Below are 14,282 nucleotides of genomic sequence, written 5' to 3'. Positions count from 1 at the left end.
ATGAAATTTATCAAACTTTTAACCGCATCTTTAGTTGCTCTAAGCCTTCACGCAGCCGATAAGGACCACACTATCATTGTTGGCGTCTCACCAGTGCCACACGCTGAAATTTTAGAATTTGTAAAACCAAAGCTAAAAGATAAGGGCTACGACCTTGTCATCTCTGAAATTTCAGACTATTCGATCCCAAATGTCGCTACAGAAGATGGCAGCTTAGACGCAAATTTCTTTCAGCATTTACCATATCTTGAGGAGCAAAACAAGGCTAGAGGCTTGCATCTTGTAAGCGTTGCAAACGTCCATGTCGAGCCACTTGGCTTTTACTCTAAAAAGATAAAAAACATAAAAGATCTAAAAGATGGCTCAAAAGTGGCGATCGCTTACGATCCGTCAAATGGCAACAGAGCGCTTAGAATTTTAGAAAAAGCTGGTCTTATAGAGATCGATAAAAATGTAAAAGTTGCAACTGTAAATGACATAACTAAAAATCCTAAGAATTTACAATTTGTCGAGCTAGAAGGCGCTCAGATCCCAAGAACGCTTGACGATGTCGATATCGCTGCTATTAGCACAAATTTCGTCCTTGACCTTGGCATGAGCGTGGCAAAAGACGCACTTTTACTTGAAGATGCCAACAGCCCTTACGCCAATATCATCGTCACAAGAGCTGGCAACGAGAACAATCCTAAGATCAAAGCTTTAGTCGATGCGGTGCTTAGCCCTGATACTAAAAATTTCATCATCACTCGCTACAAAGGCGAGGTCATACCTGCATTTTAAAAACGGGGCGAGCTTTCGCCCTGCTTTTGCCTTTAAATTTAAACCTTATAGCTTTTCGTTTTAACTATCTTTTTTAAAATTTATCGCTTTTATTAGTTACTATTAGTAAATAAAGCTTTGCTACAATGCCTCACTTAAGATAAATTTCGGAGTAAAAATGCTACATGACATTATTGATTTTATCGTTTCAAGCGTGAGTAGCTGGGGCTATGCTGGCATATTTGTGATGATGTTTTTGGAGAGCTCGTTTTTTCCATTTCCAAGCGAAGTGGCAATGATACCAGCTGGATATCTAGCTCACAAAGGCGAGATGAGCCTAGTTCTTGCTTTTATCTCAGGCACGCTTGGCAGCTTGCTTGGTGCCATTTTTAACTACTATCTTTGCTACTTTTTTGGACGCGAGATCGTCTTAAAATACGGCAAATTTGTTGGCATCACTCACGAAAAGATGGATAAATTTGAAGCATTTTTCAATAAACACGGCGAAATTTCAACATTTAACTCACGCCTCATCCCAGGAATTCGTCAATATATCAGCCTGCCTGCTGGGCTTGCTAAGATGAACATTTTTAGATTTTGCCTATTTACCACACTTGGTGCTGGGATTTGGTGCGCGGTTTTGCTTGGAGTTGGCTACTTTCTAGGCTCAAATCCAGACAAACAGACGCTTCTAACGATCACGATTACTCTTTTGGCAGTGGTTGCGATAATAAGTGCGGTCTATATAATGAAGCAAAGAAAAGGCTAAATACATATAAAAATACATAAAATTTAATGTATTTTGCAAATTTGGCTCAAATTTTTAGCTAAATTTAGCCTAGCAGATCGCTCTCATTTTTTCTAGGCGAGCTAAATTTCTTGAAATTTTCACTAGCTCGTTTTGCTCGCAAACCTCCTCACCAGAGTAGAAAAATTTCACATTTGGAGTTAAATTTGAATTTGAAATTTTAAGCCCAAGCTCGCTTATAAGGCGGTTTACCGTCCCTTCGTTGCCGTCTATTATGCTTATATTTGGGGGCAAAATTTCTCTTAAGCTATCTTTAAAATAGTTAAAATGTGTGCAGCCAAGCACCAAAAAGTCAAATTTACTTAGATCAAATTTAGCTAGTTCTTCTTTTAGATATGACTTAACGTTTTCGCTCTCAAACTCAGCTTTTTCAGCAAAATTTACAAGGCGAGGCAAAGCAAGTAGTTCGGTTTTATCTTTTGCGTTTAAATTTGTGATTAGCTCTTTTAGTTTTGCGCCATTTACGGTGACTGGAGTGGCGATGACAAGCGTTTTTAGGGCATCATTATGGCTTAGATCGTGAGCTTTTTTTACAGCTGGCTCCATGCCGATGATCGGCACGCTTAAATTTGCTCTAAGCTCTTTTATCGCCACGCTTGTTGCAGTGTTACACGCCACCACGACAGCGTTTGCGCCATTTTCTATAAGAAATTTAACCGCGTCAAAGCTAAATTTTAAGATCTCATCCCTGCTCTTTTGTCCGTATGGGACATTTTTCACATCTGCGTAATATAAAAATTCATGCTCACTAAGCTTGCTTAAAGCTTCGTTTAAAACGCTAAGTCCGCCAAGCCCCGAGTCAAATATACCTATCCTCATGCCCATCCTTAAAGCCTGCAATTATAGCAAATAATATCTTTGTAAGCCGTTTTTTATTATACTTTGGCTCATTTTAAAGTTGGAGCTAAATTTGGCAGTTGATAAGGTTATTTTCTATCTTTGCGCGACTTTGATCGCCATAAGTATCATTTTTTCACTATCTTTGCCAGTTTTTACAGTTTTATTTTTTAACTACGACGAATTTCACTTTTTCATACGCCAGTTTGTAGTCGGCTGCATCGGCATCTTCATCATGTGGTGGCTCTCAAGGCTAAATCCAGACAAAGCGCTTAACTGGATAGGGTTTAGCCTTTTTGGCTTTTGCATCATCGCTATGATACTTATGCATGCCCTGCCAGCTTCTATGGTGACTGATGCTGGCGGTGCTAGACGCTGGATTAGATTGCCTGGCTTTTCGCTTGCGCCTGTTGAGTTTTTCAAAGTTGGTTTTGTCTTTTTTTTGGCATGGAGTTTTACTAGAAAATTTAGCGATGGCAAGAGAACTTTAATGGATGAGATCAAGATACTTTTTCCATATTTAATTCTTTTTTGTGTAGCCATTGTTTTGATCGCTATTTTACAAAATGACCTTGGACAGGTTGTGGTTTTGGCACTTACCTTTGTGACGATGGCTCTTTTTGCAGGGGCTAGCGTTAGGCTCTTTGGCATAGGCATTGTTGGCGCTGCCTTTGTTATGACGGTGGCGATAGTTAGCTCTGAGCACAGAATTTTACGTATAAAGTCATGGTGGGGCACGATACAAAACATGGTTCTCTCTTTCTTGCCAGATAGCGTGGCAAATGTGCTTAGAGTGGCAGACGCACCAGAGCCATATCAAATTTCTCACTCACTAAATGCGATCAAACACGGCGAGTTTTTTGGCGAGGGGCTTGGAGCTGGGATATTTAAGCTTGGCTTTTTAAGCGAGGTGCATACAGACTTCGTGCTAGCTGGCATAGCTGAAGAGGTCGGCGTTTTTGGCATTTTGTGCATCACAGCGATCTTTATCACGCTACTTTATAGGATATTTAGAATTTCAGCTAGGAGCGAAAACAAGGTCTATCACCTATTCTCGCTTGGTATCGGTCTTATCTTGTCATTTTCATTTTTGATGAATAGCTACGGCATCACATCGATCACGCCGATCAAGGGCATCGCGGTGCCATTTCTTAGCTACGGTGGCAGCTCCGTGCTTGCTATATGCATCGGCATCGGCATGGTCTTGATGGTTAGTAAAAAGGCAAAACTATGATAGTTATTTGTGGTGGCGGCACTGGCGGGCATTTGGCGATCGCTAGAAGCTTTTGCGAAGAGCTAAATAGACGAGGCATAAAGCCAATTTTTATCGGCTCAACTAGCGGTCAGGATAAATTTTGGTTTGAAAATGATGATAAATTTGCAAAGAAATTCTTCTTACCAAGCAGTGGCGTCGTAAATAAAAGAGGCCTTGCAAAGCTAAAATCACTAACAAACATCATAAGCCTAGCTCTAAAATGCAGGCAAATTTTTAAAGAAAATGGCATTAAAGCAGTCATCAGCGTGGGAGGCTACTCAGCAGCACCAGCAGCCATAGCGGCCATCATCTCAAAAACGCCACTTTTCATCCACGAGCAAAATGCCGTAACTGGCAAGCTAAATAAAATTTTAAAGCCATACGCAAAGGGCTTTTTTAGCTCTTATGATGAGCTCTCGCCCTGCCCTTATCCTGTGGCAAATAAATTTTTTCAAAGCCAAAGAACAAGAGATGAGCTAAAAACGATACTATTTTTAGGTGGCTCACAAGGTGCAAAAGCGATAAATGAGCTAGCTATAAATTTAGCCCCATATCTTAAAGAAAAAGGGATAAAAATCATTCATCAATGCGGCAAAAACGCCCTTGATGAGCTTAAAAAGAGATATGATGAGCTTGGCTTTAGCGAGGTAAATTTAGAAATTTTTGACTTTAGCAAAGAGATAGAAAAGAAGATGAGTGAGGCTGATCTTGCCATATCAAGAGCTGGGGCTAGCTCGCTTTGGGAGCTTTGCGCAAATGCCCTGCCATCTATCTTTGTGCCATTTCCTTATGCCGCTGGCAATCACCAGTTTTATAACGCTAAATTTCTAAAAGATAAAGGCATAGCCGAAATTTGCCTGCAAAATGGCGAAAATTTAGACAAAGACGAAGTCATAAAAATGATAGAGAGCTTTGATCTAAGCAAAAGCAGCAAAGCTCTAAAAGATATCCTTTTGCCAAATGGAGCAAAAGAGATAGTGGATAAAATTTTAAGCTAGATCTTCGCCTATAGCGTAAGCTTTTAGCTCTCGTAGCTCGTAAATAAGGTAGTGATAGATAAGCTCATTTGTCTTTAGGCTTTTGCCTGAAAGCACTGGTCTTATCATCTCGATGATCCTATCTGTGATACCTGCGATCTCAACCAAAAGTAGCTCATCGCCCCTTTGTTTGGCAACCCTTATGCAGTTATAAAAAAATGTGTAGATAGTTTTAAAATTTTCCAAAACTACGTTTGAGACGATTTGAGAGTCGAGATGTAAAATTTTATTCATCCTATTTTGTAGCTCCATTAGCTCTGCAAGTAGCCCTCTTATCATCGCTGTGTCGCCACTTCTTGAGAAGATGCTCTTTTTCTTTTTTTTATTTTGTATCTGATATTCAGCGACTAAAATTTGCATGATATTTGAGATGCTTGTCAGGCTCTCCTGCAAATTTTGATTAGTCTTTAGGCTCACGCCAGCCTTTTCTATCTTGTAGTATAGGCTTTTGTTTGTCTGCTCGAGGTATGAGCTAATGTTTTCGTAGTAATCTTCAGTGTTAAAGACATTTTTAAAAAAACTGCCCTCGTCTGTTGTGCTATAAAGTCTTTTTTTGATCTCTTCGACATTTTTATTAAAAGTGAGCGCATCGATCTTTGTTTCAGGCTCGACAACGCCGTTGTTTTCGATAACTTCCAAGTTTTTCTTAAGCGTGCTTGTCAGCTTTTCAATCTCATTAAAATCCATTTTGCCTCTTTGAAATTTTTGGCTATTTTACTATAAAAAGCTGAAGTTTTCGCTTGCAACCCTTAAAGAGATAAATTTATACTTCTTTTAATAAAATATCTCAAAAAAGGAGCAAAAATGAATGGTGAAGTTTTTAATGCTTGCATTATCGTAGCCTCCATAAAGCAAGCTCTAAAGTCAAATTTAGAGCTAGACTACAAAGGTGAAAAATATATAAAAAGCCTAGTTTTTGACTATATTTTGGAGGATGAGCAAGAAAAAAGAGAGCAAGCTAGTATAAATGAGTGGTTTAAGCATGCCAAAAAGCTTGGACTAAGCGACGTGAGATTTGCTACAAATTTAGCCGTCTCATCAGAGGAGCGCTCGCTACAAGGCTTTTCAAATGTAAGCTACAAGTCAATTCTTTGCATTTATAAAGATAAGATGAGCTACTTCGTGCCGCACTGGAGCTTTGAAGAAGATAAAAAGGGCTGGGATATAGTCTATAAAGAATTTATCCTAGATGGCACGCCAGAAATTCAAAAATTTAGCGATAACACTTTGGAGTTTAAAGATATCCTAACAAGGATCTCTAAATTTGCAGATGAGATAGAGTGTGAGAATTTTGGCGACTGCTTTAGAAAGGGGCTAAAAGCGCTAAATGAGCCAGAAAATATAGAGCAAAATATCCTAAATGCGCCACTTATGCCAAAGCTAAATTTAGCCCTTTTTACTGCGGCAAGTGTGGCAGATGTCTTTGGCGGCATGGGCTCATGGAATGACGACGCGGCAGGCTTGGCGCAGCATAAAAAACGCGGAAAAGAGTATGACGAGCTTAGCGGTGAGCTTTTTACGCAGATGCGCAAAGCCACGCTTTTTGCCATAAATGAGTGGTAGCTAGCCGTTTATCTGATAGATTTTTTTTCGCTGGCTTGAGCTGCCGATGTTTAGGATTTTGCGGTATTTGGTGATGGTTCGGCGAACGATTTGGATGTTAAATTTAGCTTGGATTAGCTCTTGGATTTTTAGATCAGAAAGTGGCTTTTTGCGGTCTTCGTTTTTTATAAGCTCTAGCAAAAATTCCTTTATCGCGGCGTTTGAAGTCTCCTCGTCAAAGCCAGTTGCGAAGAAATTTTTAAGTGCGACCGTGCCTCTTGGCGAGCTTAGATATTTGTTCGCGATCGCTCTTGAGATGGTTGAAGGGTTGCGTCCAAGCTCGTCAGCTAGGTCTTTTAGCTTCATAGGCTTTATCTCGCCACCCAAAAAGTAGTCATACTGATACTCAACTATCATGAGCCCTATCTTATAAAGTGTCGCCTTTCTCATCTCAAGGGCGTCTATGAGCTCGCTAGCCTCTTTTATGCGTGAGCTCACAAAGGCCTCTTTCTCGTCTAGTCCCTCGGTGTCGATAGAAATTTCAGGATAATAGTCGTCATTTATCTGCACGCTTATGCCACTACTTGTGCTTAGCACTAAGATGTCAGGCACCGCCTCTTTTTCATCTTCAAGATACTCAATGGCTGGGGGGTTTTTAAATTTCTTTATGATCTTTAGCGCGTCGTCATAAAATTTAAGCTTTCTAAGCTTCTCTATATTTTCAAAATTTAAGATGATCTTTTTCGCGCACTCTATGATCTCATCACTTGCCTCTGCCTCGCCAAGCTGAAACAAAAAGCTCTCTTTAACATCCTTTGCACCCACTCCACAGGGCTCAAGGTAGGCAAATCTCGCTCTAACTCGCTCTACTTCGCCCTCATTAAAGCCCGCAAAAATTTCATCATCATAAGAAAAATAGCCCTCATCATCTAAGCACTCAATGATCTTATATGCGATATCTTGGGACTTTTGTGTGGGGAAAAGTGGTGGATTTATCTGGCTAACGAGCTTTTCATAGAGGCTTTCTTTATAGATGCTTAAAGCCTCGATGCTCTCGCTAACCGAGTTTTTGCTAACCTGCTCGAAAAAATTTCGCTTTTTTTCGCTTTTTTCTAAATTTTTGTGTTCGATCGTGGCAAATGGATTATCTTTTATAAAAGGCTCAAGCGTCTCTTTTAGCTCATCAAGCCCGCTTTGAAGGATAGGAAGCCAGCTTCTTAGCGTTTGGTTTAGTTTGATCTTTGGTGCTAAAGTTTGCTTTTGCCTTAGCATCATCTACTCAAGCAGCTTAAATTCTTCGCCAAGATAGTGCGTTCTAACAAGCTTGTTGTTTGCCACTTCGCTAGCACTGCCACTTGCTAGCAGCGAGCCATCTTTGATGACGTAGGCTCTGTCGCAAATGGCTAGCGTCTCACGGACATTGTGGTCAGTTATCAAAACGCCGATGCCTAGCTTTTTAAGGTCTCTAACGATGCTTTGGATGTCGCTAACTGCGATAGGATCGACGCCTGCAAATGGCTCATCAAGTAGCAAAAATTTTGGCTTTATGATGAGGCTTCTAGCGATCTCACAGCGTCTGCGCTCGCCGCCACTTAGACTAACGCCCTTTCTTAGGCGGATAGGCTCGATGTTTAGCATATTTAGCATCTCATTTACTCTTTTAGAGATCTCTTCTTTGCTTTGATTTAAAATTTCAGCCCCAAGGAGCAAATTTTCTTCTACGCTTAGCTCTTTAAATATGCTTGATTCTTGCGGCAAATAGCCAATACCAAGGTGCGCTCTTTTGTGAAGCGGGACATTTGTGATCTTTTCGTCGTTTAAAAAGACATCTCCGCTAGTTGGCGAGATGAGCCCGCAGATCATATAAAAAGTGGTCGTCTTTCCAGCGCCATTTGGCCCAAGAAGCCCCACGACTTCGCCGCTATTTACCTCTAAAGATATACCTTTTATGATCTCACTTTTCTTAATCGTCTTTTTTAGATCTTTTACTTCTAGTTTATGCACTTATAACCTCGTATTTTCTGCCATTTTTGCTAGGAGAAATTTTTACTAATGTATAGCTCTCGCCGTTTTTCTTTAGAGCTTTTTCTAAATTTTCATCGCCCCACTCTACTAGATGAAGCCCCTCTTCAAATAAATTTTCAAAAAGGCCGTTTTTTGCCATCCCGTCAAATCCGATCTGGTAAATGTCGTAGTGGTAGATATCTTTACCATAAATTTGCATCAAAGAAAATGTCGGCGACGTCACGCTCTCGTCTATCCCGTGAGCCTTGATGATCGCCTTTACAAGCGTCGTTTTGCCACTTGCTAGATCGCCGCTTAGTAGCACCACGCCACTTTTTGGCAGCACCCGCACAAGCTGGTCTAGCTCATTTTCTAAAAGCTCAAAAACCATCAAAGCTCTTTTACATATTCGCTTTGAGCGCTTTTTGGTATGCTTTTTGTAGTCGGGATCGCTAGCACCTCGTATCTCGCCTCATGTGTTAGAAATTTGATAGTGATAACATCGCCGATCTTTACATCTTTTGCCGCTTTTGCCTGCACGCCGTTGATGCTCACAACGCCGCTTTTGCACATATCTTCGCTAACGGCACGTCTTTTGGTGATATTTACTACGTTTAAAAATTTATCTACTCTCATGCGGCGGATTTTAACAAAAATAGCCTTAAATTTTTAATCCTTCAGATATTTTAAAAGCTCTTTTAAATTTAGAGGTATGACGCTGCCATGGGTTTCATTTTTAAAAAGCTCAAAGTGAGAATTTACGCCGCTTTGCTTTAAAATTTGGGCTAGATCGCTCGCCTTTAAAATGCCAGCTTTGTCTGTTTTGCCCTTTCTCTTTTCAAGTTCGCCAACGCTGAGAAAGACAAATTTAGCTCTTATTTTCTCTTTAAATTTACCCTCGCTCACATTTTGCTTTAAAATTTCAGACTCACCCCACCAAAGAGATGGCGAAGCGATAAAGAAATTTGAAAATACGCCCTCATTTTTAAGCAAGGCATAGAGCGTAAAAAGCCCGCCAAAAGAGTGTCCATAAAGGCTTTTTTGGCTGCTTTGCACGTTAAATTTCTCATCAATTAGTGGCACTAAATTTTTAGTCAAAAAGTGGTAAAACGCATCTGCGCCCCCACCCTTGCTAAACTCCTCGCCCTCTGCCTTTGGCGTGAGATCTCTTGTGCGTTTTTTTACTTCGTAGCTTTTGTTGCTGTCATATCCTACGCCTATTATTAGTGGGGCAGCCTTGCTATCAAATTCATTTAAAAGCATGTTAAACTGGGCATTTGCGTCAAGCAAGAAAAGCACATTTTTAAACTCATTTTGCCCCTTTAGCTTGGCTGTGAAAATTTTATAAATTTCATCATTTGCGCTCATTTTAAAGGTTGAAATTTCAAATTTACTAGCAGCTTTTTGGCTAAGTGGCTCAGGCGTTTGGCTAGGTCCTGCGTGCAAAGTCTGCATCACACCAAGTGTAAAAAGCAAAAATTTAAAGGTTCTTACCATTTTGCAGCGACCTTAAACCAAAATCTCCTGCCCTCTTGCGGATACCAGTAGTAGTTGCCGTCGTCTGCTAGCGCCTCATCGTATCTTACTTTATCAAAGATGTTGTAGGCATTTAGGCTAAGAGTTAGGTGCTTGTTTGCGTCCCAGCTGATGCCTGTATCGAAGGTGAGTAGGTCTTTTGTGTTCTCTCTTACTCTGTTGCCAGCACCAAAATTTACGCTTGTTAGCTTGCTCTCATAGTTTGCGCCAAAAAATGTCTTGACGCTTTTTACAGGCTTATATGTAAGCGTGGCGTGAAGTGTGTGCTCTGGCGTTGCTGTTAGGCTTTTGCCATCAAGTCTAGCTAGATTTGTCTCGCTAAATTTCATAGGGCCATTTGGCGTATTTATCGTTGGGTTGCCAGTTTTTATCTTTGACTTATTATAGGTGTAGTTTGAGCTTAAATTTAGGTTTGAAAGGATGTCATAGTCGCCACTTAGCTCCACGCCCCAAACGGTCGCACTTTCTATGTTAAAGTAAGTTCCCCAACCAGGGCAATCCACTGTTCTTACCCTTGTGCCTGCTGGGCAAGTGCCAAAGGCTGGAATTTTATTTACATTACTGCCGTCAGTGTCTAGGATCTTATCTTTAAACTCATTTCTAAAAAGCGTCACCGAGCCCCTAAAGTCAGCCTGATTGTCATAATACGCCCCAACCTCATAAGTCGTGCTCTTTTCTGGTTTTAGGTCCTTGTTGCCAAAATCAACTATACTCCAAGCCTTTTGAATAGTGCCTACTTCTGGGGAGATTTGATTGACATCAGGGGTTTTATAGCCAGTTGCTACGCCACCTTTTAGGCTTAGCGTATCTGTGGCATTATAGACTAGGTAAGCTCTTGGCGAGAGGTGGTTGCCAAAAAATTCATTGTGCGTGAGCCTTGAGCCAAGCGTTAAAAAGAGCTTCTCATCTAAAATTTGCCACTCATCTTCGATAAATCCCGCATGCTCGCTCATCGAGTAGGTCTTTGGATCTTTTAAGCCGTTTCTTGAAGCGTTTGAGACAATGAAGGTCGTGCCGACATTTTGCTTGCTAAAGTCATAGCCAAAAGTTAGAGTGTGTGCGCCATTGTAAATTTAGAGTTGAAGTTGTGATTTTTGGCTTTTGCTGGTATAAATTTATCAAAAAGGCTCGTTCTTTGTGTCTGGTCATAAATGTAGCTGATATCGGCATTTAGACTATCAAATTCGCCAAGGTAGCCAACGCCATAGCTCTTTTTCTCGTAGTCATAGGCGTTTAAAACCTTATTTGTCTTTGTGGTGGCTGTTTTGCCGACGGTGCGCGAGTAGTCGTGTTTTTCACTTGAGCCAAGGATAAAAAATTTATTGTGTTCATCTGGAGTGATCCAAAGCTTTGCGCTTAAATTTCTCTTATCGCTCTTTTGATAGCCACCTTTGTAGTTATCCTCATCTCTTAGCTTTTTATATCCCCAAAGCTGAAGCGCAAAAAGCTCTTTATAAAGAGGTAAATTTAGATAAAAGTCGCCCTGTCTGCCGTCTCCTATGCCTTTGTGAGTGTTTATCGTGGTTGAGATGCCGACGTTACCACTAAATTTTGAAAAGTCCTTTTTGGTAATGATATTTATAACTCCTCCAACCGCGTCGCTACCATAAAGCGAACTCATAGGGCCACGGATGACCTCTATACGCTCGATCGCCTCAGCTGGTGGGATGAAATTTGAGTTCATATCCCCTGCTCCGCCCTTTGGATTTGCGCTGCTTGAATTTACTCTTTTGCCATCAATCAAAACTAGCGTTTGAGGCTTCTCCATGCCGCGTATCGAGATGCCACTAGCTGCCCCGTCCTCGCCGCCGACGACATTTACGCCTGGCACTTTTTGGGCGATTGAGTGAAGTGAGGTAAAGCTATCTTTTGTAAGCTCATCGCCACTTATCACACTGATGCTTGCAGGGGCTTCTTTTATCTGCTGCGAAAAGCCACTCGCACTTACTACGACGCCATCTAGCTTAGTTTCATTGTTCTCTTTCTCTACTGCATAGAGAGAATTTGCTACACAAGCGCTAAGGCAAATGGCGATAAATTTTGATCTATTCACGGATATCCTTTTGTTAAATTTAATCTTTGATAATGAAAGAGAAACGCAAATTTAACAAAGCAAGCATAAAAACAATATTAATTATCATAATTGTAAATGATAAATTTTTATAAAAATAGCTATGGAGTTTTTTTAAAATAATGCTTACATTATAATTTAGATTAATTTATTAAAGATTAATCAATTTAGGCTAAAATACGACCATTTCAACAAAAGGACAGCTATGAAAAAAGATGTAAAAAAAGTTGTTTTAGCATACTCAGGCGGACTTGACACAAGTATTATTTTAAAGTGGCTTCAAGACGAATACAAATGCGAAGTAGTCACATTTACAGCTGACATCGGACAAGGCGAAGAGCTAGAGCCTGCACGCAAAAAAGCCCTAGCACTTGGTGTAAAACCTGAAAATATTTTTATAGAAGACTTAAGAGAAGAATTTGTACGTGATTATGTATTTCCAATGTTTAGAGCAAACGCAGTCTATGATGGTGAATATCTACTTGGCACATCAATCGCGCGCCCACTAATCGCAAAACGCCAAAGCGAGATCGCAAGACTTGTTGGCGCTGATGGCGTGAGCCACGGAGCAACAGGCAAAGGCAACGACCAAGTTCGCTTTGAGCTTGGCTACTACGCACTTGGCGACAACCTAACTATCATCGCTCCATGGCGCGAGTGGGATCTAAACAGCCGTGAAAAGCTATTAGCATACGCTGAGAAAAACGGCATAGATATCACCAAAAAACCAGGCAAAAGCCCATACTCAATGGACGCAAATTTACTTCACATAAGCTACGAGGGCTTAGTACTTGAAGACCCAAGTCACGCACCAGAAGATGATATGTGGAGATGGACAGTAAGCCCAAAAGATGCTCCAGATAAGAGCGAGATCATCGAGATAGGCTATGAAAAAGGCGATCCAGTGAGTATAAACGGTAAAAAAATGAGCCCAGCTGAAATTTTAACCGAGCTAAACCGCCTTGGTGCAAAACACGGCATCGGCAGACTTGACATCGTAGAAAACCGCTCAGTTGGTATGAAGAGCCGCGGCTGCTACGAAACTCCTGGCGGCACGATAATGCTAAAAGCTCACAGAGCGATAGAGAGCATCACGCTTGACCGCGGTGCGGCTCACTTAAAAGATGAGATCATGCCAAAATACGCCGAGCTAATCTACAACGGCTACTGGTGGTCACCTGAGCGAAATATGCTTCAAGCTCTCATCGACAAGAGCCAAGAGCACGTAAATGGCTCTGTAAAAGTTGAGCTTTATAAAGGCAATGTGACTATCCTTGGTAGAAACAGCAAAGATGATAATCTATTTAGCGAGGCGTACTGCACGTTTGAAGAAGACAGCGTTTATGACCAAAAAGATGCAGCTGGATTTATCAAACTAAATGCGCTTCGTTTCATCATCGCACGCAAAAATGGGCGAAAATTTGACTAAAAATAAAATTTAAAAGGATAAAAATGAAAGTACTACTAATAAAAGATGTAAAGGCTCTTGGCAAAGCTGGCGAGATAAAAGAGGTAAAAGATGGCTATGGCAACAACTTTTTAATCGGCAAAGGCTTTGCAAAAGCAGCCACTCCAGATGTCCTTCGTCAATATGAAGCGGCTCAAAAAAGAAAGGCTGAAGAGCTAAAATATGAGATCGCAAATTTAGAAAAGCTTAAAGAAGAGCTTGCAAAAGTGACAGTCGTCGTCAAGAAAACTCTTGGTGCAAATGGCTCGCTTTTTGGCTCAGTTTCAAAAGAGGAGATCGCAGCAGAGCTTGAAAAGACACATCATTTGGTAGTTGAGAAAAAGGCTATCGACCTGGACACTCACCTAAAAGCAGTTGGTCTTTATGACGTCTCTATAAAGCTTGGACACTCGATAAATGCGACCTTAAAGGTTGATGTGCAAGGAGAGTAGATGTTTCATGCGACAACCATCTTAGCCTACAAAGGCAAAAATAAAGCGGTCATCGGTGGCGATGGACAGGTGAGCTTTGGCAACACCGTCTTAAAAGGCAATGCTGTAAAAATTCGCAAAATTCACAACGGCAAAGTCCTAGCTGGCTTTGCTGGCAGCACTGCTGACGCGTTTAATCTCTTTGACATGTTTGAGAAAAATTTAGAACATACAAAGGGGGACTTGCTAAAGGCGGTGATAGAATTTAGCAAAGAGTGGCGCAAAGACAAGTATCTAAGAAAGCTTGAAGCGATGATGCTTGTGCTTGATAGGGATAAAATTTTCTTACTTAGTGGCACTGGTGATGTAGTAGAACCAGAAGATGGCAAGATAGCAGCTATCGGAAGCGGCGGTAACTACGCCCTTTCAGCGGCCCGTGCCTTAGATAAATTTGCCGATATCGACGAAGAGGAGCTAGTCAAAGAGAGCCTCAAGATCGCCGGCGAAATTTGCATCTATACAAATACAAACATCAAAACTTATGTTTTAGAATAA

17 protein-coding genes are annotated in these 14,282 nt (G+C 40.9%); 8 read left to right on the top strand and 9 right to left on the bottom strand.

Annotation, left to right across the window (positions count from 1 at the left end; genetic code table 11):
- Complete coding sequence (locus CYP05_RS03930) at positions 1-780, top strand: MetQ/NlpA family ABC transporter substrate-binding protein (RefSeq protein ID WP_103569624.1); 780 nt, start codon at positions 1-3, stop codon at positions 778-780.
- Between the two features lie 157 nt (positions 781-937).
- Positions 938-1,528, top strand: coding sequence for a DedA family protein (locus tag CYP05_RS03925; RefSeq protein WP_103642046.1), 591 nt, complete (start codon positions 938-940; stop codon positions 1,526-1,528).
- Between the two features lie 69 nt (positions 1,529-1,597).
- On the opposite strand, the gene murI is transcribed toward CYP05_RS03925, so the two are convergent.
- Positions 1,598-2,386 carry a glutamate racemase gene (gene murI / locus CYP05_RS03920; RefSeq protein WP_103642045.1) on the bottom strand — a complete coding sequence of 263 codons (789 nt, stop codon included), beginning with the start codon at positions 2,384-2,386 and terminating at the stop codon, positions 1,598-1,600.
- Positions 2,387-2,477: 91 nt separating this feature from the next.
- Here murI and CYP05_RS03915 point away from each other — a divergent pair, with 91 nt between their 5' ends.
- Both CYP05_RS03915 and murG read left to right on the top strand, forming a co-directional pair.
- Entirely contained in the window at positions 2,478-3,638 is a 1,161-nt protein-coding gene (locus CYP05_RS03915; protein ID WP_103586109.1) for a peptidoglycan glycosyltransferase FtsW, read from the top strand.
- Positions 3,635-4,657 carry an undecaprenyldiphospho-muramoylpentapeptide beta-N-acetylglucosaminyltransferase gene (gene murG, locus CYP05_RS03910; protein WP_103642044.1) on the top strand — a complete coding sequence of 341 codons (1,023 nt, stop codon included), beginning with the start codon at positions 3,635-3,637 and terminating at the stop codon, positions 4,655-4,657. The genes CYP05_RS03915 and murG overlap by 4 nt, the downstream gene beginning before the upstream one ends.
- Here murG and CYP05_RS03905 read toward each other — a convergent pair.
- Positions 4,649-5,383: an imidazole glycerol phosphate synthase gene (locus tag CYP05_RS03905; protein WP_103642043.1), complete on the bottom strand. Its 735-nt coding sequence runs from the start codon at positions 5,381-5,383 to the stop codon at positions 4,649-4,651. The genes murG and CYP05_RS03905 overlap by 9 nt on opposite strands.
- 117 nt (positions 5,384-5,500) lie before the next feature.
- Between CYP05_RS03905 and CYP05_RS03900 the strand changes: the two genes are divergently transcribed.
- Positions 5,501-6,259 carry a hypothetical protein gene (locus tag CYP05_RS03900; protein WP_103642042.1) on the top strand — a complete coding sequence of 253 codons (759 nt, stop codon included), beginning with the start codon at positions 5,501-5,503 and terminating at the stop codon, positions 6,257-6,259.
- Here the strand turns inward: CYP05_RS03900 and CYP05_RS03895 are convergent, their stop codons facing one another.
- From CYP05_RS03895 to CYP05_RS10115, 7 genes are read right to left on the bottom strand one after another with little or no spacing between them, the layout of a single operon-like run.
- A complete protein-coding gene (locus CYP05_RS03895; protein ID WP_258031511.1) occupies positions 6,260-7,510 on the bottom strand; it encodes an RNA polymerase factor sigma-54 in 1,251 nt (416 codons plus the stop codon).
- A 3-nt stretch (positions 7,511-7,513) separates the two neighbouring features.
- The gene (gene lptB, locus CYP05_RS03890; protein ID WP_009293825.1) at positions 7,514-8,242 is read right to left on the bottom strand and encodes an LPS export ABC transporter ATP-binding protein; all 729 of its coding nucleotides are present in this window, start codon (positions 8,240-8,242) and stop codon (positions 7,514-7,516) included.
- A complete protein-coding gene (tsaE, locus tag CYP05_RS03885) occupies positions 8,235-8,633 on the bottom strand; it encodes a tRNA (adenosine(37)-N6)-threonylcarbamoyltransferase complex ATPase subunit type 1 TsaE (RefSeq protein ID WP_103642040.1) in 399 nt (132 codons plus the stop codon). The genes lptB and tsaE overlap by 8 nt, the downstream gene beginning before the upstream one ends.
- Entirely contained in the window at positions 8,633-8,878 is a 246-nt protein-coding gene (locus tag CYP05_RS03880) for an RNA-binding S4 domain-containing protein (RefSeq protein WP_103642039.1), read from the bottom strand. The genes tsaE and CYP05_RS03880 overlap by 1 nt, the downstream gene beginning before the upstream one ends.
- A gap of 33 nt (positions 8,879-8,911) precedes the next feature.
- The gene (locus CYP05_RS03875) at positions 8,912-9,739 is read right to left on the bottom strand and encodes an alpha/beta hydrolase (RefSeq protein ID WP_103642038.1); all 828 of its coding nucleotides are present in this window, start codon (positions 9,737-9,739) and stop codon (positions 8,912-8,914) included.
- Positions 9,733-10,782, bottom strand: a complete 1,050-nt coding sequence (locus CYP05_RS10120; protein WP_258031510.1) for a TonB-dependent receptor domain-containing protein — start codon at positions 10,780-10,782, stop codon at positions 9,733-9,735. Before CYP05_RS10120 ends, CYP05_RS03875 begins: the two co-directional genes overlap by 7 nt.
- 44 nt (positions 10,783-10,826) lie before the next feature.
- On the bottom strand, positions 10,827-11,831 hold the full coding sequence (locus tag CYP05_RS10115; RefSeq protein WP_103642036.1) for a TonB-dependent receptor plug domain-containing protein: 1,005 nt from the start codon (positions 11,829-11,831) through the stop codon (positions 10,827-10,829).
- Positions 11,832-12,054: 223 nt separating this feature from the next.
- Between CYP05_RS10115 and CYP05_RS03860 the strand changes: the two genes are divergently transcribed.
- From CYP05_RS03860 to hslV, 3 genes are read left to right on the top strand one after another with little or no spacing between them, the layout of a single operon-like run.
- Entirely contained in the window at positions 12,055-13,278 is a 1,224-nt protein-coding gene (locus tag CYP05_RS03860) for an argininosuccinate synthase (RefSeq protein WP_103642035.1), read from the top strand.
- Positions 13,279-13,301: 23 nt separating this feature from the next.
- Positions 13,302-13,748, top strand: a complete 447-nt coding sequence (rplI, locus tag CYP05_RS03855; protein ID WP_021086217.1) for a 50S ribosomal protein L9 — start codon at positions 13,302-13,304, stop codon at positions 13,746-13,748.
- Positions 13,749-14,282, top strand: a complete 534-nt coding sequence (gene hslV / locus CYP05_RS03850) for an ATP-dependent protease subunit HslV (protein WP_002940451.1) — start codon at positions 13,749-13,751, stop codon at positions 14,280-14,282.

The sequence above is a fragment of the Campylobacter concisus genome (assembly GCF_002913545.1).
In the GTDB taxonomy this organism is placed as follows: domain Bacteria; phylum Campylobacterota; class Campylobacteria; order Campylobacterales; family Campylobacteraceae; genus Campylobacter_A; species Campylobacter_A concisus_AV.
This window is presented reverse-complemented; position numbering and strand designations above follow the sequence as displayed.

Bases quoted from the DNA above. Each gene is read 5' to 3' on its own strand.
- CYP05_RS03900 (WP_103642042.1), top strand. From the start codon at position 5,501: ATGAATGGTGAAGTTTTTAATGCTTGCATTATCGTAGCCTCCATAAAG.
- rplI (WP_021086217.1), top strand. From the start codon at position 13,302: ATGAAAGTACTACTAATAAAAGATGTAAAGGCTCTTGGCAAAGCTGGC.
- murG (WP_103642044.1), top strand. From the start codon at position 3,635: ATGATAGTTATTTGTGGTGGCGGCACTGGCGGGCATTTGGCGATCGCT.
- murI (WP_103642045.1), bottom strand. From the start codon at position 2,386: ATGAGGATAGGTATATTTGACTCGGGGCTTGGCGGACTTAGCGTTTTA.
- CYP05_RS03880 (WP_103642039.1), bottom strand. From the start codon at position 8,878: ATGAGAGTAGATAAATTTTTAAACGTAGTAAATATCACCAAAAGACGT.
- tsaE (WP_103642040.1), bottom strand. From the start codon at position 8,633: ATGGTTTTTGAGCTTTTAGAAAATGAGCTAGACCAGCTTGTGCGGGTG.
- CYP05_RS03860 (WP_103642035.1), top strand. From the start codon at position 12,055: ATGAAAAAAGATGTAAAAAAAGTTGTTTTAGCATACTCAGGCGGACTT.
- hslV (WP_002940451.1), top strand. From the start codon at position 13,749: ATGTTTCATGCGACAACCATCTTAGCCTACAAAGGCAAAAATAAAGCG.
- CYP05_RS03905 (WP_103642043.1), bottom strand. From the start codon at position 5,383: ATGGATTTTAATGAGATTGAAAAGCTGACAAGCACGCTTAAGAAAAAC.
- CYP05_RS03895 (WP_258031511.1), bottom strand. From the start codon at position 7,510: ATGCTAAGGCAAAAGCAAACTTTAGCACCAAAGATCAAACTAAACCAA.
- CYP05_RS03925 (WP_103642046.1), top strand. From the start codon at position 938: ATGCTACATGACATTATTGATTTTATCGTTTCAAGCGTGAGTAGCTGG.
- CYP05_RS03930 (WP_103569624.1), top strand. From the start codon at position 1: ATGAAATTTATCAAACTTTTAACCGCATCTTTAGTTGCTCTAAGCCTT.
- CYP05_RS03875 (WP_103642038.1), bottom strand. From the start codon at position 9,739: ATGGTAAGAACCTTTAAATTTTTGCTTTTTACACTTGGTGTGATGCAG.